Here is a 24,177-nt window from a genome sequence, read left to right as displayed (position 1 = left end):
AGCAAGCTCTCTCCTACGACTGGGATCAGAGGATGCGCACCTTGAACGAACGCCCCTTGATCTTGCCTTGCTGCAGGCGCTGCAGGGCCGCCTTCGCCTGGTCGCGCTGCACGGCGACGTAGGCCTGGAAGTCGAAGATGGCGATCTTGCCCACCGCGCTGCCGGGCAACCCGGCGTCGCCGGTGAGGGCGCCGAGGATGTCGCCGGGGCGCAGCTTGTCCTTGCGGCCGCCGGCGATGTTCAGGGTGGTCATGGGCGGCAGCAGCGGTGCGGAATTGGCGCGCAGGAAGTCGATGCGCTCCCAGTTCAGCGGGGCGCCCTGCAACTCCTCGATGGCCTGGGCGCGCGAGGCCTCGGCCGGCGCCACCAGGGACAGCGCCAGGCCTTTCTCGCCGGCGCGGCCGCTACGGCCGATGCGATGCACGTGGACCTGCGGGTCGCGCGACAGCTCGACGTTGATCACCGCTTCCAGCGCCTCGATATCCAGGCCGCGGGCGGCGACGTCGGTGGCTACCAGCACGCTGCAGCTGCGGTTGGCGAACATCGCCAGCACCTGGTCGCGCTCGCGCTGTTCGAGCTCGCCGTGCAGCGCCAGGGCGGAGATCTTCTGCGCTTCGAGTGCCGCGGCCAGTTCCTGGCATTGCTGGCGGGTGTGGCAGAAGGCGACTGCCGATTGCGGGCGGAAGTGCTGCAGCAGGCGCACCGTGGCATCCAGTCGCTGGCGCGGGTCGATCTCGAAGAAGTGCTGTTCGATCTGGCTGTGATCGTGCAGCGACTCGACCTCGACGCGTTCCGGTTTGTTGAGGAACTTCGCCGCCAACTGCTCGATCCCGTCCGGGTAGGTGGCCGAGAACAGCAGGCTCTGCCGGCGCGCCGGGAGCTGGCCGATGATGTCGGCGATGCTGTCGTAGAAGCCCATGTCGAGCATGCGGTCCGCTTCATCGAGGACCAGGGTGTTCAGGCCGTCGAGCTTCAGGGTGCCCTTGCGCAGGTGCTCCTGGATGCGTCCGGGCGTGCCGACCACCACATGCGCGCCGTGCTCCAGCGAGCCGATCTGCGGGCCGAAGGGCACGCCGCCGCAGAGCGTCAGCACCTTGATGTTGTCCGCGGCGCGGGCCAGTCGACGAATCTCCTTGGCCACCTGGTCGGCAAGCTCGCGGGTCGGGCACAGCACCAGCGCCTGGCAGCCGAAGTAGCGCGGGTTGAGCGGGCTGAGCAGGCCGATGCCGAAGGCCGCGGTCTTGCCGCTGCCGGTCTTGGCCTGGGCGATCAGGTCGCGACCCTTGAGGATGATCGGCAGGCTGGCCGCCTGGATCGGCGTCATCTCGCGATAGCCCAGGGCATCGAGATTGGCCAGGAGATCGGCGGAAAGCGGCAGGCTGGAGAAGGCGGTGGAGGTCACGTAAGAAAAACCCGACAGGCGTTTGGCCGCGCAGTGTAGCAGTCCTGCACTTTCGAAGATGTCGAAGATGCGCCTCAAAGCCCCGTAATTACTGGCTTCGACACCCATTCGTCAGAATTGCAAATGGGGCGAACTAGTGGATTTTTATACAGATTCGCTTTCCGATGCTTTTTGTCGTAGAGTGCCCGCACTGTGTTTGCATGGGTCGCCGTCGATCGTGACCTGATGCGGTCGGTTATTCCACCCCGTCCTGCTCGACTCCTTGTAACTCCTTGCAACTCAGTTCCTCGCCACATTTGTGGCACTTCTACACCCCATGTTCCAAGGAGAACAAAATGTCGAATCGTCAGAACGGCACCGTCAAGTGGTTCAACGAGACCAAAGGCTACGGCTTCATCACCCCTGAGAGCGGCCCGGACGTCTTCGTTCACTTCCGCGCCATCGAAGGCCACGGCTTCAAGACCCTGGCCGAAGGCCAGAAAGTCAGCTTCGAAGTCGTGCAAGGCCAGAAAGGCATGCAGGCTGAGCGCGTACAAGTCATCGCCTAAGCGCTGACCTGATACCGCCAAGAACCCCGGATGGAAACATCCGGGGTTTTTTGTTGCCCCGAGATTCATTTCCGCCTGTACTGCGATATTCCCCCTGACTGGAGTTCCCGCGATGAACCTGCGCCGCGCCGGCCTGTTGCTCGCCTTCTGTTGTTCCCCCGCGTTCGCCGCCCAGCCGGTTACCTGGGGTTGGGTAGAGCAGGCCAAGCTGATGCCGGAGAACGTGCTGCTCAAGGCGCGCCTGGACACCGGCGTGCAGACCTCGGTGATGGACGCGCGCAATGTGGTGAAGATTCGCAAGAACGACCAGCGCTGGGTGCAGTACGACATCGTGGTGACCGACCCTGCGACCGGCCAGGAGCAGCGCTTCCCCTTCGAGCGCCCGGTCGAGCGTCAGCTCAAGGTGCGCGTGGCGGATGGATTCGAGCACCGGCCGGTGGTGTCGATGGACATCTGCATGGGCGAGAAGCTGTACCACGAGCAGTTCGCCCTCTCCGACCGCCAGGGCGACGATGCCCAGGTTCTGCTGGGCCGCCGCACCCTCGAACATCTTGGCGCGGTGGATGCGTCCAAGACCCTGACCACCCCGCCCACCTGCAAGCCCTGAGTCAGTGCCCGTCGTCGGGCTCCAGGCGCCGCGGCGCCTGTGACGTACGGCCGTCCTCGCCGGAGAGCTGGAAGAAGATCGCAGCCGCCAGCATCGACATCACGCCCACGCTCAGATAGGTAGCGTGGAACGCCCCCAGCACGTCGCCGGCATTGATCTCGATATCGGCCTGGAACCCGCCCAGCAGCGCCGCCGCGCACGCCACGCCAAGGCCGATCGACAATTGCATGACCACCGAGAGCAGGCTGTTGCCGGCGCTGGCGTTGTCGTCGCGCAGGTCGATCAGGGTCAGGGTGTTCATCGCCGTGAACTGCAGCGAGTTGACCGCGCCGAGCAGGCCCAGGTGGATCAGCAGCCAGACATAGGGGGTGTCCTGGTCGATCAGGCCGAAACTCGCAATCAACGCACCCAGCAGCAGGGTATTGCCGACCAGCAGGCGGCGATAGCCGAAGAAATCGAGGATCGCCTTGGCCAGCGGCTTGATCGCCATGGCCATGCCGGCCAGGGGGATCATGCTCATGCCCGCCTTGGCCGGGCTGAAGCCCAGGCCGACCTGCAGCAGCAGCGGCGTGAGGAAGGGCAGGGCGCCGCTGCCCAGGCGGGCGAACAGGTTGCCCAGCACGCCCACGGCGAAGGTCCGCGTGCGGAACAGGCTCGGCGGGAACAACGGCGCCTCGATGCGCAGCGCGCGCAGCCAGTAGGCGGCGAGCAGGACCAGGCCGCCGATCAGCAGGAGCACCACGCGTACGTGCGGCATGTGCAGTTCGCCCAGGCCTTCGAGGGCGATGGTGATCAGCAGCATGGAGCCACCGAAGAGCAGGAAGCCCGGTACGTCGAATCGAGCCTGCCCGGCGCCGCGCAGGTCCGGCATCAGGCGCATGGCGAAGGCCATGCCGAGCAGGCCGACCGGGATGTTGATGAGGAAGATCCAGTGCCAGCTGGCGTATTCGACCAACCAGCCGCCCAGCGTCGGGCCGGCCAGCGGGCCGAGCAGGCCGGGGATGGTGACGAAGCTGAGCACCCGCACCAGCTCGGTTCGCGGGTAGACGCGCAGGATCACCAGGCGCCCCACCGGCATCATCAGCGCGCCGCCCAGGCCCTGCACCACGCGGGCGATGACCAGCACACCGAGGCTCGGCGAGAGCGCGCAGAACAGCGAGCCGAGGCTGAACAGGAAGACCGCGAAGAGAAACACCCGGCGCGTGCCGAAGCGGTCGGCTATCCAGCCCGACGCGGGAATCAGCAGCGCCACCGTGAGCAGGTAGGAGATGACCACCGCCTGCATGCGCAGCGGGTCCTCGTCCAGCGAACGGGCCATGCTCGGCAGCGCGGTGTTGAGGATGGTGGCGTCCAGCGCCTGCATGAAGAAGGCCACGGCCACCAGCCATGGAAGGATGCGGGCGATGCGCGGGGTGAGGGTGAAGGGCTCGCTCATGATCGGTCCTTGCGTCGGCATCCGCCAAGCATAGGGAAAGATGCTCAGGGCCGGTATCGGCGCCGTCGTTGGTATTCCCGCGTTCAGCTAACCTGAGCGCTAATGCGCTCGGCCGGCCAGGGAGGAACGAAGTCCCGCCGCCTGGGTCGTACCCGTGTTTGGCGCGCCTGGCGCGCCGGCCATCCATGCAAAGGAGATGTCGATGTCTGTTCGAATCCGTTCCACCCTCGCCGCCGTGGCCCTGCTGTCCGCATCCTCGGCTTTCGCCTTCAACCTCGGTGACGCGGCCAACGCGGTTTCCGGCATGGCGGGCGGCGGTACTTCCCAGGTCGCCACCACGCCGCAGACCAGCGGCCTGCTCGGTGCGCTCACCGGCCAGCTCGGCGTCAACCAGGAACAGGCCGTAGGCGGCACCGGCGCGCTGCTGGGCCTGGCCAAGAACAAACTCAGCGGCGGCGATTATTCGCAGCTGCTGCAACAGGTGCCGGGGCTGGACAAGTTGTCCGGTAGCAGCGCCCTCGGTGGCCTGGGCGACCTCGGCGGCGCCTCGAAGAGCCTGCTGGGCAACGTCGGCAGCATGGGCGACGTGAACAAGGCGTTCGGCGCCATGGGCATGGATCAGAGCATGACCGGCAAGTTCGCCAGCGTGCTGCTCGACTATTTCGGCAAGCAGGGCGTCAGCAGCAACCTGCTGGGCAGCCTGGGCAGCCTCTGGGGCGTTGGCGGCTGAACCAAGCCCCTCTGCGTAGGAGCGGGCCTGGTTCGCGAAAAAGCGAATCGCGGATGAGATCCGCTCCTGTGCGCTTCCTCGTTTGGCCGACGAGCCGCTCTGAACGAAATTTCTGACATTCAGTCGAAGCTGCGACCCGCCCCGATTGCGGCGGATTTCCCTGTCGCGGAGCCTTCGATGATCGCCCGATCCCTTCTCGCCCTCACCGCTTGCCTGTGCCTTGCGTCCTTGCCGGTCGCCGCGGAAACCTTCGACGAAGCGCCCGGCGCCAACAGCAGCAGCGCCGATGGCAGTGCTGCGGCGCGTAATGCTGCCAACGGCCTGGTGGAAACCCTCGGCCAGCGCCTGAACATCAGCGACGAGCAGGCCATCGGCGGAGTCGGCGCACTGCTCGGGCTGGCGATGAACCGTCTGGAGCCGGCCGACAGCGCGCAACTGCAGCAGCGCCTTCCGGGGCTAGGGCAACTGTCGTCGGGAGCGCTCGACGGCGGACTGGGAGGGCTTGGCGGACTCGGCGGCCTGATCGGTGGCGCCGGGCAGTTGCTCGGCGGCATCCAGAACCTGCAGGACGTCGACCAGGTTTTCAACGTGCTGGGGATGAACCAGGGCATGGTCGGACAGTTCGCCGGCGTGATGCTCGACTACATGGTCCAGCAGGGCCTGAACAGCCAGCTGCTGGGCACCCTGGGGCAGATCTGGGGGAGCCTGCCGAGCATCCCCAAGACCCCGCTCGCACCGGCGCCGCTGGCGGCTCCGAGCGGCAAGGCCGCCTGATTCAGAGCTGGGCGCGCAGCTCGCCGATGCGGGCGTCCTTTTCCTGCCAGAGGCGCGATACCCAGACCTGCACGTACTGGCGGAATTCCGCGTCGTTCTCGTAATCGCCCTGCCAGAGCGCAGGGTCGATTTCATGGGTGCGAATGTCGACGATCACCTTGGGCACTCGCCCGCTGAGCAGGTCCCAGAAACCCGGAGTCCGGCCTTGCGGATAGACCAGCGTGACGTCGAGCATGGCGTCCAGCTGCTCGCCCAGGGCGGCCAGGACGAAGGCCACGCCGCCAGCCTTGGGCTTGAGCAGGTGCTGGTAGGGCGATTGCTGCTGGGCCTGCTTGGCGGGTGTGAAGCGGGTCCCTTCGAGGTAGTTCACCACGGTGACCGGCAGGCCCTTGAACTTCTGGCAGGCGGCCTTGGTGATCTCCAGGTCCTTGCCCTTGAGTTCCGGATGCTTTTCCAGGAAGGCCTTGCTGTAGCGCTTCATGAAGGGGTAGTCGAGGGCCCAGAAGGCGAGGCCGAGGAAGGGCACCCAGATCAGCTCCTTCTTCAGGAAGAACTTGAAGTAGGGCGTCTTGCGGTTGAACGCCTGGACCAGTGCCGGGATGTCCACCCACGACTGGTGGTTGCTCACCACCAGGTAGGAGGTGTCGGCACGCAGCGCATCGCCGCCGCGGATGTCCCAGTGCGTCGGCGTCATCAGGGCGAAGATCGCCTTGTCGATTTCCGCCCAGGTCTCGGCGATCCACATCACCGCGACCGAGCAGGCATCCTTCAGGCGCTTGCCCGGCAGAACCAGCTTGAGCAGCGCGATCAGCATCATCGGGCCGATCAGGACCAGGGTGTTGAGCAGCAGCAGGAGGCTGGCGAGGATGCCCTTCAACGTGGCCAACATGGCGGTGCGACTCCTTGTTCGAGGTGGCGCGGCCATGATACGCAGGCCGCATTCCTTCCCCAAGTCGCTGCTTCCCGTCCGGTGTGCCGGCGCACTATGCTCTAGGCAATCCCCCTGCGATTTTTTGCTATGCCCGATTCGTTCTACCTGCGCGTGCCGGTCGAAGCCGTGACCCTGGGGATGTATGTTCACGAGCTCTGCGGGTCCTGGATGGACCACCCGTTCTGGCGCAAGCGTTTCCTCCTGGAAGACCCTGACGACCTGAGACGCCTTCGTGAAAGCGGCATCCGCGAAGTGCTGATCGATCCGTCCCGGGGGCTTTCGCCACGCCCGGCCCTGGTGCCCGAGGCCGAGCCTGAGACTGATGTGGCGCCGGAGCCGGCCGCCGAGCCCGTGGCCCAGCCCATTGCCGTCCGACGCACCCTGGAGGACGAACTGCGCACCGCGCGGCGTCTGTGCGCACGCTCCAAGCAAGCGGTCATGGCGATGTTCAGCGATGCGCGCATGGGGAAGGTGGTAGATGCGGAGCAGGCGGTGGAGCTGGTGGCGGAAATCACCGAGTCGCTACTACGCCATCCCAACGCGCTGATCAGCCTGGCGCGGCTCAAGCACGCCGACGAATACACCTATATGCACTCGGTTGCCGTCTGCGCGCTGATGATCGCCCTGGCCCGCCAACTCGATATGGACGACTCGCTCGTGCGCGAAGCAGGGCTGGCCGGCCTGCTGCACGACATCGGCAAGATGCAGGTGCCCCTGGCGGTGCTGAACAAGCCGGGACGTCTGGAAGAACACGAGTTCGCCAGCGTGCGCGAGCACCCACGCCGGGGCGTCGACATCCTGATCCAGGGGCGCCAGGTCGGCGCGCTGGTGCTGGACGTCTGCCTGCACCACCACGAGAAACTCGACGGCAGCGGGTATCCGCATCGCCTGGCGGGTGAGCAGATCAGCCTGTTCGCGCGCATGGGGGCGATCTGCGACATCTACGACGCCATCACCTCGGACCGCCCCTACAAGGCTGGCTGGGACCCCGCCGAATCGATCCGGCGAATGAACCAGTGGTGTGGCTCGCACCTCGATGAGCAAGTGTTCCGCGCCTTCGTCAAATGCCTGGGCATCTACCCGGTGGGCTCGCTGGTGCGCTTGGAGAGCGAGCGCCTGGCGGTCGTCATGGACCAGCACGTCGAATCGCTGCTGACGCCGACGGTGAAGGTGTTCTATTCGGCGCGCACGCGCGCCGCCATTCCCCAGGAAGTGCTCGACCTGGCGCAGCTCAAAGGCCGCGAGCGCATCGTCGGCCGCGAGTCGCCGGCGCAATGGGGTTTCGGCAATCTGGAGTCGCTCTGGAGCGGGCTCGATCGCCGGCGCGGCTCGCTGTTCGACGGCTGATCCGCCACCCTGGCGAACCCCCGGGGCGCATGGTAGTCCTATGCGCCATGCTCCCTGCCTTCCGTTCTGGAGAATCCCCGTGAAGCGCGTACTAGCCCTGATTTCCCTGCTCGCCCTGCCTGGCCTGGTGCTGGCCGCCGAGCCAAAACTCTACGGCCGCTACGAATGGGTCGGCCTGCCCGAACTCGACCGCACCCTGCAGGCGAAGATGGACACCGGCGCCTACACCTCGTCGCTGTCGGCCAAGGACATCGAGCGCTTCCAGCGCGACGGCGAGGACTGGGTGCGCTTCCGCCTGGCGACCAAGGAAGGCGGCGACGCGGTCTTCGAGCACAAGCTCGCGCGCATCTCGAAAATCAAGAACCGCGCCGGCGACGACGAAGAGGACGCGCAACCCTCGCTCAGCGAACGCCCAGTCATCCTGCTGCCTGTATGCCTGGGTGGCGACCAGCAGGTGATCGAGGTCAACCTCACCGACCGCAGTAACTTCACCTATCCCTTCCTGATGGGCGCCAAGGGCCTGCGCAAGTTCCACGTCGCGGTCGACCCGGGCGAGCGCTTCGCCGCCGGCAAGCCGAACTGCTCCGGGAGCTGAAGCCCGATTGACGGGCCGCGGCGCTTGCGGCTTGATGGCAGGCTTTCAAACCGAGGCACGGACGCCATGCCGCACATCCTCATCGTCGAAGACGAAGCCTCCATCGCCGATACGCTGCTCTACGCGCTGCAGTCCGAGGGCTTCGCCACCACCTGGCTGAGCCTGGCGGGCGAGGCCTTGCAGCGGCTGCGCGAGACGAGCTTCGACCTGGTCATTCTCGACGTCGGCCTGCCCGACATCAGCGGCTTCGAGGCCTGCCGCCAGCTGCGCCGATTCTCCGAGGTGCCGGTGATCTTCCTCACCGCACGCGATGGCGAGATCGACCGGGTGGTGGGGCTGGAGATCGGCGCCGACGATTACGTGGTCAAGCCGTTCAGCCCGCGCGAGGTCGCTGCGCGGGTCAAGGCCATCCTGCGCCGTGGCGCGCTCCGCGAGCAGCCGGTCGCAGTACCGGCGGGGCTGTTCCAGGTGGACGAGGAGCGCTTCCTGATCCACTACCGCGGCCAGCCGCTGAACCTCACGCTGCACGAGTTCCGCCTGCTGCAGACCTTGCTGGCGCGACCGGGCCGGGTGTTCAGCCGCGAGCAACTGCTGGAGGCGCTCGGCGTCTCGGCCCAGGCCGGTTACGAACGCAACATCGACACCCATATCAAGGGCCTGCGCGCCAAGCTGCGCCAGGTGGCCGCGGACGCCGAGCCGATCCAGACCCATCGCGGCCTCGGCTACAGCTACGCGGCGGAGAAGGCCTGATGCCGCTCGGCCTGCGGATCTTCCTGGCGTACTTCCTGTTCGTCGGGCTGACCGGTTACTTCGTGCTCAGCACGGTGATGGACGAGATCCGCCCCGGCGTGCGCCAGTCCACCGAAGAAACCCTGGTGGATACCGCCAACCTGCTCGCCGAGATCCTCCGCGACGACCTGAAGAACGGCTCGCTCGCCCAGAGCCACCTGCCCGAGCTGCTCAAGGCCTACGGCGCGCGTAGCCCGCAGGCGGACATCTGGGGCGTACGCAAGAACGCGGTGAACCACCGCATCTACGTCACCGACGCGCGCGGTATCGTCCTGCTGGATTCCGCCGGCAGCGCGGTGGGCCAGGATTACTCGCGCTGGAACGACGTCTACCTGACCCTGCAGGGCAAGTACGGCGCGCGCTCCAGCCGTGAGTCGGCGGATGACCCGGACTCCTCGGTGATGTACGTGGGGGCACCGATCCGCGATGGCGATAAGATCATCGGCGTGGTCTCGGTCTCCAAGCCCAACCGCACCCTGCAACCCTACATCGAGCGCTCGCAGCGCCGCCTGGCCTGGCTCGGCGGCGGCCTGATCGTCCTCGGCCTGCTGGTCGGTGGACTGCTTTCCTGGTGGCTGAGCGGCGCTCTGCGCCGCCTCACCCGCTACGCCCAGGCGGTCAGCGAAGGCCAGCGTGCCGAGCTGCCGCACTACCGCGGTGGCGAGATGGCTCAGCTGGCCGATGCGGTGGAGCGCATGCGCGTGCAACTGGAAGGCAAGGCGTACGTCGAGCGCTATGTGCATACCCTGACCCACGAGCTGAAGAGTCCGCTGGCCGCCATTCGTGGCGCCGCCGAATTGCTCGAAGGCGAGATGCCGACCGAACAGCGTCTGCGCTTCGCCGGCAACATCACCAGCGAGAGCCGGCGCCTGCAGCAACTGGTCGAGCGGCTGCTGAACCTGGCCCAGGTGGAGCAGCGTCAGGGCCTCGAAGCGAACGAGCCGGTGGTGCTACGCGAGCTGGTCGCGGAGTTGCTGCAAGGCAACCTGGCGCGCCTGGAAAGCCTGCAGGTGGACAATGCCGTGCCGCCGGAGGCCGTGGTCGATGGCGAGGCCTTCCTGCTGCGCCAGGCACTCGGCAACCTGCTGGAGAACGCCCTCGACTTCACTCCGGCGGGCGGCACGCTTCGCTTTGGCGCCGAACGCGCAGGGAAGTCCTGGCGCCTGACGCTGTTCAACCAGGGCCAGGCGATCCCCGACTTCGCCCTGCCGCGGCTGACCGAGCGCTTCTACTCGCTGCCGCGGCCAGGCAGCGGCCGCAAGAGCACCGGGCTTGGGCTTAACTTCGTTGCCGAGGTTGCGGCGCTGCATGGCGGTTCCCTGCAGGTTGGCAACGTCGAGGGTGGTGTGGAGGCCTCCCTGCTCCTGCCGGCCCACTAGCCAACGCAATCCCCACGAAGTCCCCACCGAAGCGCCACGGACGCCCCACAGAGGCCGCGCAGACTCTCCGGCATCCACAATCGCCCGGAGAGGCCCCATGAATCGCCCCCTGCTCATCAAGCTCGGCGCCATCGCCGTTCTCATGCTCCTGCTGCTCATTCCCCTGCTGATGATCGACGGCCTGGTCGGCGAGCGACAGGCCTACCGCGATGGCGTGCTGCAGGACATCGCCCGAAGCTCGGCTTACGAACAGCGCCTGAGCGGTCCGCTGCTGGTCGTGCCCTATGTGCGCAGCGTGCTGGAGTGGCGGCACGACGAGAAGACCGACACCCACGTACAGGTGCGCCGGGAAAAGCGCGGTCGGCTGTACTTCCTGCCGGAGCGCTTCGTGGTCGACGGCAACCTGACCACCGAGTTGCGTCATCGCGGCATCTACGAGGCGCGTCTGTACCATGCGCAAAGCCGCATCCAGGGTGGCTTCGTGGTGCCGGCCAACTACGGCATCAGCGAGGACCTGGACAGCTATCGCTTCGAGCAGCCCTTCCTCGCGGTAGGCATCAGCGACGTGCGCGGCATCCAGAATGTGCCCAGGCTCGCGTTCGGCGGCCGGCAGCTGGACTTCGCCGCCGGCAGCGGCGAGCGCCTGCTCGGCGATGGCCTGCATGTCGCCCTGCCGATCGCGCCCAGTAGCACCGAGCAGCGCTTCGACTACGGCTTCGACCTCAACCTGCTCGGCAGCTCGCGGCTGGCGATCGCTCCGGTCGGTCGTGAAAGCCAGGTCAACCTGAGCGCCGACTGGCCCCACCCGAGCTTCGACGGCGAATACCTGCCGACCGAGCGCAGCGTCGATGCCAAGGGCTTCACTGCGAACTGGCGTACCAGCTTCTTCGCCAGCGGCATGGAAGATGCGCTGAAGGACTGCGTGGGTGAGAAGAACTGCAATGCGTTCCAGGGGCGTAGCTTCGGCGTCAGCCTGATCGACCCGGTGGACCAGTACCTCAAGGCCGATCGCGCCTTGAAGTACGCCCTGCTGTTCATCGGCCTGACCTTCGCCGGCTTCTTCCTTTTCGAGGTGCTCAAGGGCCTGGCGCTGCACCCGGTGCAGTACGCATTGGTCGGCCTGGCCCTGGCACTGTTCTACCTGCTGCTGCTGCTGTCGCTAACCGAGCACATCGGCTTCGAACTGGCTTACCTGGCGTCCGCCGGCGCCTGCGTCGCCCTGATCGGCTTCTACCTCAGCACGGTGCTGCATAGCGTCCTGCGCGGTTGTGCCTTCGCCTTTGGGCTGGCGCTGCTCTACGGGGCGCTCTACGGCCTGCTGCGCGCTGAGGATTACGCGCTGCTGATGGGCTCGTTGCTGCTCTTCGCGGTTCTGGCTGGCGTCATGGCGCTGACCCGTCGCCTGGACTGGTACGGCGTCGGCCGGCAGCCGGAAGCGCCACAGTTTTCCCTCGATGAAGTGAGCCGCGTGGGCTGAAGGAGAACGCCATGTCCGCACCGATGCGTTTCACCCTCTGCCTGTTCTGCGGCCTGTTGCTCGCCGTGATGGCCTTGCCGCTGCTGATGCTGGTCGGCCACTTCGAGCTGGTCGCCTGGTTGGCGGCCACCGGCAAACCGCTGGCCTGGCTGGCGCTGGAGCTGCCGCCGACGGGGTTCTGGGATGGCCTGAGCGGTGCCCATGACGCGGCGCACAATCCGCATGTCCGCTCGTTCCTGGAACTCTGTGTCGGCTTCGCCCAACTCGGCGTGCTGATCGCGCTGCCGCTGTACTACCTGGGAGCACGGCGGTGAGCGGTTTGCGCGAGGAGCGCCGCGCTGGGCGGCGGTTGGCAAAGAGGATTGCGTGGCTGTTTGTGAGGGGGCGATGGAGGTTCGCGAGCAAGCTCGCTCCTATGAAGAGCGGGTCGGTCCTGTAGGAGCGAGCTTGCTCGCGAACGGAGTCATGCGGGTTGGGTGGACTGCATGGACGGACGCTTCGCCGCCTCGGCGTACCAGGCGGCGAGTTTCGGGTAGCGGCTGCGCCAGTCCCAATCGGCGAAGCGGAAGTCGAGGTAACCGAAGACACACGCCACGCCAATGGCGGCTATGTCGAAACGCCCCTGCAGTTCCTCGCTGGCTTCGTTCTCGAAGTAGGCGAGGCTGCGCTCGATCTTCTGCCGTTGGCCGTCCAGCCAGCCATCCCAGCGTTTCTCCTCGGGGCGCGCGACGCTTTCGTAGCGGCTCAGTACCGCCGCGTCGAGGATGGCGTCGGCCAGCGCGGCGAGGGTCAGGCGGCGCCAGCGGGCCGGGCCTTCGCGCGGGATCAGCGGCTCGCCTGCATGTCGCTGGTCGAGGTAGTCGAGGATCACTCGGCTGTCGTACAGCGCCTGGCCGTCGGGCAGGCGCAGTGCGGGAATCTTGCCCGCCGGGTTGCAGGCGTTGACCGCCGCGTCCGGGCTGACGGGGCTCAGGCTGGCCGCCTGCAGTTGCACCTTGTCGAGCTGGCCGGTCTCGTGCAGCAGCACCAGGACCTTGCGCACGAAGGGCGAGGCGGGGGAGTGGAACAGGGTCAGTGAAGCGCTCATCGGGTGTCCTCGTTATTCGCGGATGACCAGCAGGCGGTCGGTGCCGGATTCGGCGCCCCAGACCGCGCCGGGACGGCCGGTCAGCTGGCGCACGCGGGCGTCCGCGCGGTCGCTGGGATAAGAAGTGAAGCGTGCGCTCTGCGGGTCGAAGCGCAGGATGGCGTTGCCGGCGATGTCGCTCAGCCAGACGCGATCCATGCTGTCGACGAAGATCGCGCAGGGTTGCGCCTGGGCGCCGGGCAGCGGCCAGTGCTGCCAGCTGCCGTCGCTGGGATCGAAGCGGCTCAGCTGGCCGTTGCCGCTCTGGCTGATCCAGAGCCGGCCGATGGAATCGGCGCCCAGTTGCAGCGGGGCGCTGTTCGCCACGGGCAGCGGGTAGCGGGTGACGCTGCCGCTCAGGGTGTCGATGTGGTTGATGCTGTTGTCGTCGCTGGAGACGTACCAGACCTGGCCGTCGGGCGTCACCGCCAGGCCATGCGGGCCTTTGCCGCCTGGCGCCTGCCACACCTGCAGCTGGCGGCTGTCGGGGTCGAGGCGGCCGAAGTAGCCGTTCTCGCCGGTGAACCAGATCTCGTCGTCGTCGTCCTGCACGATGCTGTCCAGGCCGGCGTCGGGGGCGTTGTCCGGCAGGCGGATGACTTCGGTGCCCAGGCGCTCCGGATCGACCCGGACGATGGCGTTGAGGCCGCTGTCGGCGACCCAGGCCGAGCCGTCGGCGCCGGCTATCACGGCGCGCGGCAGCGAGCCTTTGCCGAGGCTGACCTGCTCGTCCTGCCCGCTCTGCGGATCGAGCCGGCCCAGCGAGCCGGTGCCCGCGGAGACGTACCACAGGCGGCCGTCGTCCAGCAGCGCGATGGCGGCGGGAGTCACGCCACGGCTCAGAGGGAAGTATTGGGGATCGGCGGCGTGGGCGGTGGCGCTCAGCAGGACGCCGAGCAGGGCGGGGAGAAGACGCAAACGGTGTTGCATTGGGGGGCTCCCGGGCGTGGCCGTTGGAAGGCGCACTGTAGCGCGCCGTGCGCCAGGACGCGAACGCCGGGGTCGTTGCGAGCCCCTGAATGAAAAAACCGCCCCGAGGGGCGGTTTTCTGTGTCAGCTGGCGCGGATTACAGGCCGTTCTTGGCCTTGAATTCGCGACGACGACGGTGCAGCACCGGCTCGGTGTAGCCATTGGGCTGCTTGGTGCCCTCGACTACCAGCTCCAGCGCGGCCTGGAAGGCCACGTTGTCGTCGAAGTTCGGCGCCATCGGGCGGTACAGCGGGTCGTTGGCGTTCTGCCGGTCGACCACGCTGGCCATGCGCTTGAGGCTCTCGACGACCTGCTCCTGGGTGATCACGCCGTGGCGCAGCCAGTTGGCCAGCAGCTGGCTGGAGATACGCAGGGTGGCGCGGTCTTCCATCAGGCCGACATCGTTGATGTCCGGCACCTTGGAGCAACCGACGCCCTGGTCGATCCAGCGCACGACATAGCCGAGGATGCCCTGGGCGTTGTTGTCGATCTCGTTCTTGATCTCTTCCGCGGTCCAGTTGGTGTTCGGTGCCAGCGGGATGGTCAGGATGTCGTCGATCGAGGCCGGTGCGCGCTTGGCCAGTTCGGCCTGGCGGGCGAACACGTCGACCTTGTGGTAGTGCAGCGCGTGCAGGGTGGCCGCGGTCGGCGACGGTACCCAGGCGGTGTTGGCGCCGGCCAGCGGGTGGGCGATCTTCTGCTCGAGCATGCCGGCCATCAGGTCGGGCATGGCCCACATGCCCTTGCCGATCTGCGCCTTGCCTTGCAGGCCGGTAGCCAGGCCGATGTCGACGTTGCTGTTCTCGTACGCGCCGATCCACTTCTCGGTCTTCATGGCGCCCTTGCGCACCATGGCGCCGGCTTCCATGGAGGTGTGGATCTCGTCACCGGTGCGGTCGAGGAAGCCGGTGTTGATGAACACCACGCGCTCGGCGGCGGCCTTGATGCAGGCCTTCAGGTTGACGGTGGTGCGGCGCTCTTCGTCCATGATGCCGACCTTCAGGGTGTTGCGCGGCAGACCGAGCAGGTCTTCGACGCGGCTGAAGATCTCGGCGGCGAAGGCCACTTCTTCCGGGCCGTGCATCTTCGGCTTCACGATGTAGACGCTGCCGGTGCGGCTGTTCTTGCGGCTGGTGTTGCCATTCAGGTTGTGAACGGCGATCAGGCTGGTGAACAGGCCGTCCTGGATACCTTCGGGCACTTCGTTGCCCTGGGCATCGAGGATCGCCGGGTTGGTCATCAGGTGGCCGACGTTGCGCACGAACAGCAGGGAGCGGCCGTGCAGGGTCAGCTCGGAACCGTCGGCCTTGGTGTAGACGCGGTCGGGGTTCATGGTGCGGGTGAAGGTGCTGCCGCCCTTGCTGACTTCCTCAGCCAGGTCGCCCTTCATCAGGCCCAGCCAGTTGCGGTAGACCACGACCTTGTCGTCGGCATCGACGGCGGCGACCGAGTCTTCGCAGTCCATGATGGTGGTCAGCGCGGACTCCATCAGGACGTCTTTCACGCCAGCGGCGTCGGTCTGGCCGATCGGGCTGGTCGGGTCGATCTGGATTTCGAAGTGCAGGCCGTTGTGCTTGAGCAGTACGGCTTTCGGCTTGGCAGCGTCGCCCTGGAAGGCGATGAACTGCGCGGCGTTCTTCAGGCCGGTTTCGCTGCCGTTCTTCAGGGTCACTACCAGGGCACCGTTCTTCACGGTGTAGGCGGTGGCGTCGACGTGGGAGGCGCCTTCCAGCGGCGCGGCCTCATCGAGGAAGGCGCGGGCGAAGGCGATCACCTTGTCGCCGCGGACCTTGTTGTAGCCCTTGCCTTTCTCGGCGCCGTTCTCTTCGCTGATCACGTCGGTGCCGTACAGCGCGTCGTACAGCGAACCCCAGCGGGCGTTGGAGGCGTTCAGGGCGAAACGCGCGTTCATCACCGGCACTACCAGCTGCGGGCCGGCCATGCGGGCGATTTCTTCGTCGACGTTCTGGGTGCTGGCCTGGAAGTCAGCAGCTTCCGGCAGCAGGTAACCGATTTCCTGCAGGAAGGCCTTGTAGGCGACCGCATCGTGCGGCTGACCGGCGCGAGCCTGGTGCCAGCCGTCGATCTTCGCCTGGAGGTCGTCGCGCTTGGCGAGCAGGGCTTTGTTCTTGGGGGCCAGATCGTTGATCACGGCTTCCACACCCGCCCAGAACTTGCCGGCATCGATGCCGGTTCCGGGAATGGCTTCGTTGTTCACGAAGTCGAACAGGACTTTGGCGACCTGCAGGCCACCGACTTGAACGCGTTCAGTCATTGCTTGCCTCACTCTGCTCAGGACCAGCTCTGGACACAGGCAAAACGCCTTGTAGTCCGAGCCGCGGAATACTACATGATGCCGTGGGAAAAATCAGTGGGCTTGCGTCGCGGTTAGACCAAAGAACGCATCTCAGTCACGTAGCAGCAATAATGTTCGCAAAATTCTTATAGATTGTTCCAGATAAATCTTCGAACTGTACACGCTTAACCCTTCCGGGTATCTGTGGCAGCCCGTCGCAGCCGGCTATCTTCGGCGTGCCTATACTTCGCTCTCACCCTGGAGAACCCCGCATGTCCGTGTCGCTTGCCACCACCGCCGATCTCGATGAGCTGGTCCCGCTGTTTTCCGGATACCTCGACTTCTACGAAGTCCCAGCCCCCGATGCCGACATCCGCGCCTTCCTCAAGCCCCGCATCGAGCGGGGCGAGTCGACGGTCTTCCTCGCCCGCAGCATCGATGGCCTGGCAGTAGGATTCGTGCAGCTCTATCCGCTGTTTGCTTCCCTGGCCTTGCGCCCGTCATGGCTGGTCAGCGACCTCTACGTCATGCCCGCTGCTCGTCGCGATGGCTATGGCGAGGCACTGATGAACGCTGCCCGTGCCCACGCCGAAGCCACCGGGGCCTGCGGCCTGATGCTGGAAACGGCGAAAACCAATCACGCCGGCCAGTCTCTCTACGAGCGGCTCGGCTACAAGCGTGACGAGAAGTTCTACACCTACTGGCTGGACCTGGCGGGCTGAGCCCGGCTTTCTTGTGCCCTTGGAGGAGACTGCCATGAATCATCTTGTTCTCACGGTCATCGCCGCGGACCAGCCGGGTCTGGTCGAGCGGGTCGCCCAGTGCATCGCCGCGCACGGCGGCAACTGGCTGGAGAGCCGCATGTCGCGGATGGCCGGACAGTTCGCCGGGATCCTGCGCGTAGCGGTCCCTGCCGAGGGGTATGACGAACTGGTGGAAGGCCTGCAGGAACTGGCCGACCACGGCATCCGGGTGATGCTGGCCGACAGCGGCATCGACCCGGCGTGCAACTGGAAGCCGATCCACCTCGACCTGGTGGGCAACGACCGCCCGGGCATCGTCCGCGACATCACCCGCCTGCTGGCCGAACACGGGGTCAACCTCGAACGCCTGCACACCGAAGTGCTGCCGGCACCAATGAGCGGCGAGCCGCTGTTCCACGCCGATGCCCTGTTGGCGGTGCCGCTGACCCTCTCCCTCGACCTGCTGCAGTCGCGTCTCGAGGAACTGGCGGACGACCTCATGGTGGAACTGAATATCCACAAGGACGAGTGAAGCACCCGAATCCGAGGCTTTCTGTGGATAAGTCTGTTGGCAGTTGTTGAATGGATTGCGGAGTCCCTTGCAGTCCTTGATCTGAAGCTGTGAATGGTTTTGCACAGGGCGGGTCATCAGGTAGCCCGCCTTGCGCACAATTCCCGTGGGCGCCTCTGTTGGCGACCTGTGGATACCCTCTGTAATGCCCCGCCTGCCGTGGCTTCTACGCGGCTGATCGAATTCCGCTCAATCTATCTCGTCGAAGTTGCCTTGCCGGCTTCTCCACCGCTTCCCACAAAATCCGTGGATCGAGCTGTGGGCAACTTTTGCATGGTTGGCTGCAGGCCCCGTTGTTCGTGGCTTGTAGTTGGTTGATCAAAAAACGGACAGGGCGCTTCAGCACATACACAAAAGCCGGGGATGCGTCTGTGGAAAACCCCTGGGTGAAACGCTAGACGCCTTGAGTGGCGGGGTCTGTAGCTTGTTGGACGATATTTGAACAGCTGCGGTGATGGAGTAGCGGGCTGTGTATGGCGTGTCGCCCAGGGTGCGGTTATCCCCGTCGACATTGGAAGAGCTTGTGGAAAAGCTTCGGGTAATCCTCTGCAGACCTTGCTGCGCGGGGTCTGCAGAGGGTTGGTCGAGAAATGATCAGTCGCGGCGCAGGCGGTAGAAGATATCCACGCTGTAGACCAGCAAGGCCAGCCAGATGAAGCCGAAAGAGACCAGGCGCGCCGGGCTCAGGTGCTCGTCGAAGAGCAGCACGGCCTGCAGCAGCACCAGGGTCGGCGCCAGGTACTGCAGGAAGCCCAGGGTCGCGTAGGGCAGGTGGCGTGCGGCGGCGTTGAAGCTCACCAGCGGCACCAGGGTGATAGGGCCGGCAGCGACCAGCCAGAGTGCCTGCGAGGAGGTCCAGAAGTCCGCGTGCACGCTCGGGCCGTCGGCGAACAGCAGCAGCCAGCCGAGGGCCAGCGGCAGCAGCATCCAGGTTTCCACCACCAGGCCGGGCAGCGCGGCGACCGGTGCCTGCTTGCGGATCAGGCCGTAGAAGCCGAAGGTCAGCGCCAGCACCAGAGAAACCCATGGCAGGTTGCCCAATTGCCAGACCTGCTGGGCCACACCGAGGGCGGCCAGGGCCACTGCGACCCACTGCAACGGGCGCAGGCGTTCGCGCAGGAACAGCATGCCCAGCAGCACGTTGATCAGCGGGTTGATGTAGTAGCCCAGGCTCGCTTCGAGCATGTGCCCGTTGTTCACCGCCCAGACATAGACCAGCCAGTTGCTGGCGATCAGCAGGCCGCTGGCGCCGAGCACGGCGATGCGTCGCGGGTTCTCGCGCAGCTCGCGCCACCAGCCCGGATGCTTCCACACCAGCAGCAGGGCGGCGCCGAACAGGGCGGACCAGATGGCGCGGTGGGTGATGATTTCCAGCGCCGGGATGCGTTCGAGCAGTTTGAAGTAGATCGGGAAGAGTCCCCAGATCACGTAGGCGGTCAAACCCAGTGCGTATCCCCGGCGGGGATTGGCGGTGGCCATGGAACGTCCTTGAGGCAGAAAGAGGAAGGCCGGGGGATTTTAGGTGCGGCGCCCGGAGTTGTCTGTGTGTTCAGGTTTGCCGGCGGGGTGGCGGAGGAGAAGGGCGTAACGAAGGTTTTACGGACTTCTAGGTCCCCGCGTTCGCGGGGGGGACGCCTAACCTCGTCATTCCCGCGAACGCGGGAGCCCAGTGAAGCGTTCAGAACAGCCGCAACGGCTCCTCGTCCAGCGCCGCCAGTTGCTCGCGCAGCACCAGCACCTGTTCGCCCCAGTAACGCTCGCTGCCGAACCAGGGGAAGCTCGGCGGGAACGCCGGGTCGTCCCAGCGGCGCGCCAGCCAGGCGCTGTAGTGCATCAGGCGCAGGGCGCGCAGGCCTTCGATGAGCGGCAGCTCGCGGGCATCGAAGTCGTGGAATTCCTGGTAGCCGTCGATCAGCTCCGAAAGCTGCCCGAGGCGCTCCTGGCGCTCGCCGGCCAGCATCATCCACAGGTCCTGCACGGCCGGGCCCATGCGGCAATCGTCGAGGTCGACCATGTGGTAGACGTCGTCGCGGCACAGCAGGTTGCCCGGGTGCAGGTCGCCGTGCAGGCGGATCGGTGTGTAGCGGTTCTCGGCAAACAGGCCGTCGAGGCGCTTGAGCAGGTCGCGCGCGACCGATTCGTAGGCCGGCAGCAGGCTCTTCGGCACGAAGTTGCCGTTCAACAGGGTGGCCAGGGATTCGTGGCCGAAGTTGTCCACAGTCAGGCTTTCGCGGTGGGCGAAGGGGCGCGTCGCACCAACCGCGTGCAGGCGGCCGAGCAGTTGGCCGAGGCGGTAGAGCTGGTCGAGGTTCCCCGGCTCCGGGGCGCGGCCGCCGCGGCGGGGGAAGAGGGCGAAGCGGAAACCGGCGAATTCGAAGAGGGTTTCGCCATCGCGGTTCAGCGGTGCCACTACCGGCACCTCGCATTCTTCCAGCTCGGCGCTGAAGGCGTGCTCCTCGCGGATGGCCTCGTCGCTCCAGCGGCCGGGGCGGTAGAACTTGGCGATCAGCGGCTGCTCGCCTTCGATGCCGACCTGGTAGACGCGGTTCTCGTAGCTGTTCAGCGCCAGGACGCGGGCATCGCTGAGGTAACCGAGGCTCTCCACCGCATCGAGGACCAGGTCGGGGGTGAGGGCGGAGAAGGGGTGCGACATGGCGGGCGTCCGAAGGTTGAGCGGCCCTCTAGTCTACGCGGCCCTCCGCCACTTGCCGAACCCTCTCGCCTCAGCGCATGCAGCTACCTTCCCCGGGCAGCGCGTAGCCGGCCTGGCGCAGTGCCTCCGGATGCTGGCGCAGGTAGACGATGAAGCGCTCGGCCAATGCGTGACGGGGGCCTTCGACCAGCACCAGGTATCGCCGCGCCTGTGCGTCGCAGGCGTAGGTGGCGGGTGCTTCTCCGCGCCCATTGGCGTGCAGTTGCGCGGCAGCTGCCTGGTCATCCGGGAAGAACATGTCGAAGGCGGCACCCTGGGCGATTTCCCCGCCCAACTCGGTGTCATTGCCCTCGATGAGCAGCACCTTGTTGCCGGTGTCCAGCTGGTACTGGTCCACCAGGCTTTCCAGCAGCGGCATGGGTTGGTGGGCGCTGGCGACGCGCAGGACGTCAGGGGTGGCCTGCGACAGGCCAGGCAAGGCCAGCAGGCTCAGGCAGAGGAGGGTGGGAAGGCGCATGGCGCGGCTCCGGTGGCAAGTGGGATTGGCGCATTGAAACGCCGATCCCTCGGGCCTCCATTGACATGCGGCAGGCTTTTTTCAGAGCGGGGTGCCGAGGATCACCTGGGCCGGGGAGAACTGCGCGCGCACGGTGTCGCCGGTGGCCAGACGCAGGATGTCGATGCGCTCCTGGTCGACCAGCGCGCACAGCGTCTGGCCGCTGGGCAACTGGATGCGCACTTCGCAGGGGCCGTCGCCGGACTCGCGGATTTCTTCGATACGCCCCTCCAGCGCGTTGAGTCCTTGGGGGCATTCGATCTTCGGCAGGTCGATGTAGAGCCAGCCGGCCTTCATCAGCGCGATCACCGGCCGACCCTCGCGCAGCTCCAGCTTCTCGGTGCTCTCGCGAGTAACCCTCGCGCGGATGTGGGCGCCACCAGGGAGTTCGATGGTGATCAGGTCGTTCAGGCCTTGCTCCTCGATGCCGCAGACGCGCCCGTGCAGCTGGTTGCGCGCGCTGGTGCGCATCATCAGGCGGCCGATCAGCTCCAGGTCCTCTTCCTGCTCGACTGACTCGAGCATCCGCTCGCGCAGCACCTCCAGGCGCTGGTAGAGCGCCAGCAGGCGTTCGCCGGCCGGGGTCAGGCGCGCGCCGCCGCCGCCCTTGCCGCCGACACTGCGCTCCACCAGCGGACGCTCGGCCAGGTTGTTGAGCTCGTCCACCGCATCCCAGGCGGTCTTGTAGCTCATTCCGGCGGCCTTGGCGGCCTGGGTGATGGAACCGAGCAGGGCGATCTGGGCGAGCAGGGCGATGCGTTGCGGGCGGCGGGTGACGTGCTGGGTCAGCAGGCTGAGGGTGGTCATGGACATCGTTTTTGTTGGTGTTGGAATCAGGCGAGGCTGGTGCGCTCGTCGGGAAAAGGCAAGCGGAATCCGCCGGGCGTGTGCGCCGGTCGAGTCAGCCAGGCTTGGGCGTGCGCGCCAGGCAGTAGACGTCGACCCGCCGGGCCCCGGCCCGCAGAAGCAGGGCTGAAAGGGTGTCGGCGGTAGTGCCGGTGGTCAGCACGTCGTCCACCAGCGCCAGGTGGCGACCGCGCAGGGAGGCCGGGGTATCCACAGTGAAAGCATGGCGCAGGTTGCGCTTGCGGGCCGCTGCGTCCAGGCCTTGCTGTGGCGGGGTGTCCAGGACCCGACGCAGCGGATCGGCGTAGGCCAGCCGCAGGTCGCGGGCCAGCCAGCGGGCGAGCAGTTGCGCCTGGTTGAACCCACGCTGGCGCTGACGGCGGGCGGACAACGGCACCGGCAGCAGCAGGTCCGGAACCGCCAGGCCCTCGCTGTAGGAATGCTGCAGATGCCGCGCGAGCAGGCTGCCGAGCAGGCGTCCCATTGGCCGGTCGCCGTGGTGCTTGAAGGCGGGGATCAGGCTGTCGAGGGGAAACCCGTAGTGCCAGGGCGCCTCGGTGTGGGCGAACGCCGGTGGTCGGCGCAGGCAGCCGCCGCAGTCCAGACCCTGGGTCGGCAGCGGCAGCGCGCAGCGCGGGCAACGCCCGCTAAGCCAGGGCAGGTCCGCCTCGCAGCCCGCGCACAGCGGCAGGTCGGAGCCGTGTGCGACGCCGCCGCAGAGCAGGCAGTCCGGGCGCGGGAAGGTCCAGCGTGGGCGCAAGCGCCCGATGAGTCGAGAGAAGTGCATCCGCGGCCTCCTGGCGGGTGGGAGGCGGCGGGAGACTCAGTGGATCAGCCAGCTCATCACGATGAGCCCGAGGAAGGTGAGTATCAGCCCGCCGAAGATCGAGCGCCGCAGCAGGGCGCGGACGCCACTGTAGAGAAGCAGCAGGCCGACGAAGAGTAGGACGAAGCTGAAGATCGAGACGTCCATGCCGATGGCCTTGGCCATACCGTGGAGGAACGCGTCCATGGCGCCCCAGATCATGCCGAGGAACCCGGAGAGGAATTCGACGAGGAAGCGGATGATCTTGCCGACAGTCTGGCCGAGCCAGTCGAAGACGCCTTCTGTTGCCATGGGTGCCTGGGGTTCCCGATCGATGCTGCTGGTGAGGTGGCGGATTGCCTGCAGGTCAATCAGTAAGTGATCAATAATTGATCACTTGTCGACCTGTGACTTTAACTTGGTTGACAGCGACCAAGGCTTACATATGATGCCTCGAAAGCCTGATCCGTCGCGCGCCCCGCGTGCTGTCCGAGAACAACGAGGCGCCCTCCAGCGTCCAAGGATTTTCCCCATGAGTGCAACCGCATCCGTCGCCACCCGTCATGACTGGACTCTCGCCGAGGTCCGCGCGCTCTTCGAGCAGCCCTTCAATGACCTGCTGTTCCAGGCGCAGACGGTGCACCGTGCGCACTTCGATCCGAACCGCGTGCAGGTCTCGACCCTGCTGTCGATCAAGACCGGCGCCTGCCCGGAAGACTGCAAGTACTGCCCGCAGTCCGGCCACTACAACACCGGCCTGGACAAGGAAAAACTGATGGAAGTGCAGAAGGTGCTGGAGGCGGCCGCCGAGGCCAAGGCCATCGGCTCCACCCGCTTCTGCATGGGCGCGGCCTGGAAGCACCCGTCGGCCAAGGACATGCCCTATGTCCTGGAGATGGTGAAAGGCGTGAAGAAGCTCGGCCTGGAAACCTGCATGACCCTCGGTCGCCTGGACCAGGAGCAGACCCAGGCGCTGGCCGAAGCCGGCCTGGACTACTACAACCACAACCTCGACACCTCGCCGGAGTTCTACGGCAACATCATCACCACCCGCACCTACAGCGAGCGCCTGCAGACCCTGGCCTACGTGCGCGAGGCGGGGATGAAGATCTGCTCCGGCGGCATCCTCGGCATGGGCGAGTCGGTGGACGACCGCGCCGGCCTGCTGATCCAGCTGGCCAACCTGCCGGAGCACCCGGAGTCGGTGCCGATCAACATGCTGGTCAAGGTCAAGGGCACCCCGCTGGCCGAAGAGAAGGACGTCGATCCGTTCGACTTCATCCGCACCCTGGCGGTAGCGCGGATCATGATGCCGAAATCCCACGTGCGCCTGTCCGCCGGCCGCGAGCAGATGAACGAGCAGATGCAGGCCCTGGCCTTCATGGCTGGCGCCAACTCGATCTTCTACGGCGAGAAACTGCTGACCACCAAGAACCCGCAGGCCGAGAAGGACATGCAGCTGTTCGCCCGCCTCGGCATCAAGCCCGAAGAGCGTGAAGAGCACGCCGACGAAGTGCACCAGGCCGCCATTGAGCAGGCGCTGGTCGAGCAACGCGACTCGCAGCTGTTCTACAACGCCGCCTCGGTTTGATCTGCT

25 protein-coding genes are annotated in these 24,177 nt (G+C 66.3%); 13 read left to right on the top strand and 12 right to left on the bottom strand.

Annotated features, from left to right (window positions below; genetic code table 11):
* Positions 1–25: 25 nt before the first annotated feature.
* Positions 26–1,402, bottom strand: coding sequence for an ATP-dependent RNA helicase DbpA (dbpA, locus tag ACA097_RS10255; RefSeq protein ID WP_043256830.1), 1,377 nt, complete (start codon positions 1,400–1,402; stop codon positions 26–28).
* Between the two features lie 335 nt (positions 1,403–1,737).
* On the opposite strand from dbpA, the gene ACA097_RS10250 reads away from it, so the two are divergent.
* Positions 1,738–1,950 carry a cold-shock protein gene (locus tag ACA097_RS10250; protein WP_043248725.1) on the top strand — a complete coding sequence of 71 codons (213 nt, stop codon included), beginning with the start codon at positions 1,738–1,740 and terminating at the stop codon, positions 1,948–1,950.
* 112 nt (positions 1,951–2,062) lie between these two features.
* Positions 2,063–2,557, top strand: coding sequence for an ATP-dependent zinc protease (locus ACA097_RS10245; protein WP_371370063.1), 495 nt, complete (start codon positions 2,063–2,065; stop codon positions 2,555–2,557).
* A gap of 1 nt (position 2,558) precedes the next feature.
* Here ACA097_RS10245 and mdtD read toward each other — a convergent pair whose 3' ends face one another.
* Positions 2,559–3,992 carry a multidrug transporter subunit MdtD gene (mdtD, locus tag ACA097_RS10240; protein WP_371370062.1) on the bottom strand — a complete coding sequence of 478 codons (1,434 nt, stop codon included), beginning with the start codon at positions 3,990–3,992 and terminating at the stop codon, positions 2,559–2,561.
* 202 nt (positions 3,993–4,194) lie between these two features.
* On the opposite strand from mdtD, the gene ACA097_RS10235 reads away from it, so the two are divergent.
* Positions 4,195–4,722, top strand: a complete 528-nt coding sequence (locus ACA097_RS10235; protein WP_043248732.1) for a DUF2780 domain-containing protein — start codon at positions 4,195–4,197, stop codon at positions 4,720–4,722.
* Between the two features lie 177 nt (positions 4,723–4,899).
* Positions 4,900–5,496 carry a DUF2780 domain-containing protein gene (locus tag ACA097_RS10230; RefSeq protein WP_371370061.1) on the top strand — a complete coding sequence of 199 codons (597 nt, stop codon included), beginning with the start codon at positions 4,900–4,902 and terminating at the stop codon, positions 5,494–5,496.
* A 1-nt stretch (position 5,497) separates the two neighbouring features.
* On the opposite strand, the gene ACA097_RS10225 is transcribed toward ACA097_RS10230, so the two are convergent.
* The gene (locus tag ACA097_RS10225; protein ID WP_043248734.1) at positions 5,498–6,385 is read right to left on the bottom strand and encodes an acyltransferase; all 888 of its coding nucleotides are present in this window, start codon (positions 6,383–6,385) and stop codon (positions 5,498–5,500) included.
* Positions 6,386–6,514: 129 nt separating this feature from the next.
* Here ACA097_RS10225 and ACA097_RS10220 point away from each other — a divergent pair, with 129 nt between their 5' ends.
* The 6 genes from ACA097_RS10220 (at position 6,515) to ACA097_RS10195 (ending at position 12,328) form a co-directional block, all read left to right on the top strand.
* On the top strand, positions 6,515–7,774 hold the full coding sequence (locus ACA097_RS10220) for an HD-GYP domain-containing protein (protein ID WP_371370060.1): 1,260 nt from the start codon (positions 6,515–6,517) through the stop codon (positions 7,772–7,774).
* Between the two features lie 79 nt (positions 7,775–7,853).
* Positions 7,854–8,369 (top strand): ATP-dependent zinc protease, encoded by a 516-nt coding sequence (locus ACA097_RS10215; protein ID WP_043248739.1) that lies wholly within the window; start codon positions 7,854–7,856, stop codon positions 8,367–8,369.
* Positions 8,370–8,435: 66 nt separating this feature from the next.
* The gene (creB, locus tag ACA097_RS10210) at positions 8,436–9,119 is read left to right on the top strand and encodes a two-component system response regulator CreB (protein WP_043248741.1); all 684 of its coding nucleotides are present in this window, start codon (positions 8,436–8,438) and stop codon (positions 9,117–9,119) included.
* Positions 9,119–10,537: a two-component system sensor histidine kinase CreC gene (gene creC / locus ACA097_RS10205; RefSeq protein WP_371370059.1), complete on the top strand. Its 1,419-nt coding sequence runs from the start codon at positions 9,119–9,121 to the stop codon at positions 10,535–10,537. The genes creB and creC overlap by 1 nt, the downstream gene beginning before the upstream one ends.
* A gap of 97 nt (positions 10,538–10,634) precedes the next feature.
* Positions 10,635–12,014, top strand: coding sequence for a cell envelope integrity protein CreD (gene creD, locus ACA097_RS10200; RefSeq protein ID WP_371370058.1), 1,380 nt, complete (start codon positions 10,635–10,637; stop codon positions 12,012–12,014).
* A gap of 11 nt (positions 12,015–12,025) precedes the next feature.
* The gene (locus ACA097_RS10195; RefSeq protein WP_160285676.1) at positions 12,026–12,328 is read left to right on the top strand and encodes a hypothetical protein; all 303 of its coding nucleotides are present in this window, start codon (positions 12,026–12,028) and stop codon (positions 12,326–12,328) included.
* Positions 12,329–12,477: 149 nt separating this feature from the next.
* On the opposite strand, the gene ACA097_RS10190 is transcribed toward ACA097_RS10195, so the two are convergent.
* From ACA097_RS10190 to ACA097_RS10180, 3 genes are all read right to left on the bottom strand, one after another.
* Positions 12,478–13,101, bottom strand: a complete 624-nt coding sequence (locus ACA097_RS10190) for a glutathione S-transferase family protein (protein ID WP_371370057.1) — start codon at positions 13,099–13,101, stop codon at positions 12,478–12,480.
* Between the two features lie 12 nt (positions 13,102–13,113).
* Positions 13,114–14,070 (bottom strand): SMP-30/gluconolactonase/LRE family protein, encoded by a 957-nt coding sequence (locus tag ACA097_RS10185; RefSeq protein WP_371370056.1) that lies wholly within the window; start codon positions 14,068–14,070, stop codon positions 13,114–13,116.
* A gap of 137 nt (positions 14,071–14,207) precedes the next feature.
* Entirely contained in the window at positions 14,208–16,385 is a 2,178-nt protein-coding gene (locus ACA097_RS10180) for a malate synthase G (RefSeq protein ID WP_043248753.1), read from the bottom strand.
* Between the two features lie 293 nt (positions 16,386–16,678).
* Here ACA097_RS10180 and ACA097_RS10175 point away from each other — a divergent pair, with 293 nt between their 5' ends.
* Entirely contained in the window at positions 16,679–17,128 is a 450-nt protein-coding gene (locus ACA097_RS10175; protein WP_043248755.1) for an N-acetyltransferase, read from the top strand.
* Between the two features lie 34 nt (positions 17,129–17,162).
* Entirely contained in the window at positions 17,163–17,681 is a 519-nt protein-coding gene (locus ACA097_RS10170; protein WP_043248757.1) for a glycine cleavage system protein R, read from the top strand.
* A gap of 633 nt (positions 17,682–18,314) precedes the next feature.
* On the opposite strand, the gene rarD is transcribed toward ACA097_RS10170, so the two are convergent.
* From rarD to ACA097_RS10140, 6 genes are all read right to left on the bottom strand, one after another.
* Positions 18,315–19,199 (bottom strand): EamA family transporter RarD, encoded by an 885-nt coding sequence (gene rarD, locus ACA097_RS10165; RefSeq protein ID WP_043248760.1) that lies wholly within the window; start codon positions 19,197–19,199, stop codon positions 18,315–18,317.
* A gap of 199 nt (positions 19,200–19,398) precedes the next feature.
* Positions 19,399–20,373, bottom strand: a complete 975-nt coding sequence (locus ACA097_RS10160) for a serine/threonine protein kinase (protein WP_371370055.1) — start codon at positions 20,371–20,373, stop codon at positions 19,399–19,401.
* Between the two features lie 70 nt (positions 20,374–20,443).
* Positions 20,444–20,890: a substrate-binding domain-containing protein gene (locus ACA097_RS10155; protein ID WP_371370054.1), complete on the bottom strand. Its 447-nt coding sequence runs from the start codon at positions 20,888–20,890 to the stop codon at positions 20,444–20,446.
* A gap of 81 nt (positions 20,891–20,971) precedes the next feature.
* Complete coding sequence (locus ACA097_RS10150; RefSeq protein ID WP_371370053.1) at positions 20,972–21,736, bottom strand: TOBE domain-containing protein; 765 nt, start codon at positions 21,734–21,736, stop codon at positions 20,972–20,974.
* Positions 21,737–21,830: 94 nt separating this feature from the next.
* Positions 21,831–22,562, bottom strand: a complete 732-nt coding sequence (locus tag ACA097_RS10145; protein ID WP_371370052.1) for a ComF family protein — start codon at positions 22,560–22,562, stop codon at positions 21,831–21,833.
* A gap of 36 nt (positions 22,563–22,598) precedes the next feature.
* Complete coding sequence (locus ACA097_RS10140) at positions 22,599–22,892, bottom strand: hypothetical protein (protein ID WP_043248764.1); 294 nt, start codon at positions 22,890–22,892, stop codon at positions 22,599–22,601.
* 220 nt (positions 22,893–23,112) lie between these two features.
* On the opposite strand from ACA097_RS10140, the gene bioB reads away from it, so the two are divergent.
* Complete coding sequence (bioB, locus tag ACA097_RS10135) at positions 23,113–24,171, top strand: biotin synthase BioB (protein WP_043248765.1); 1,059 nt, start codon at positions 23,113–23,115, stop codon at positions 24,169–24,171.
* Positions 24,172–24,177: the final 6 nt, after the last annotated feature.

The sequence above is a fragment of the Pseudomonas sp. QL9 genome, assembly GCF_041409665.1.
Classification (GTDB): domain Bacteria; phylum Pseudomonadota; class Gammaproteobacteria; order Pseudomonadales; family Pseudomonadaceae; genus Pseudomonas; species Pseudomonas knackmussii.
Note: the sequence above shows the minus strand (reverse complement) of the source record. Positions and strands in the feature narration are given on the sequence as shown.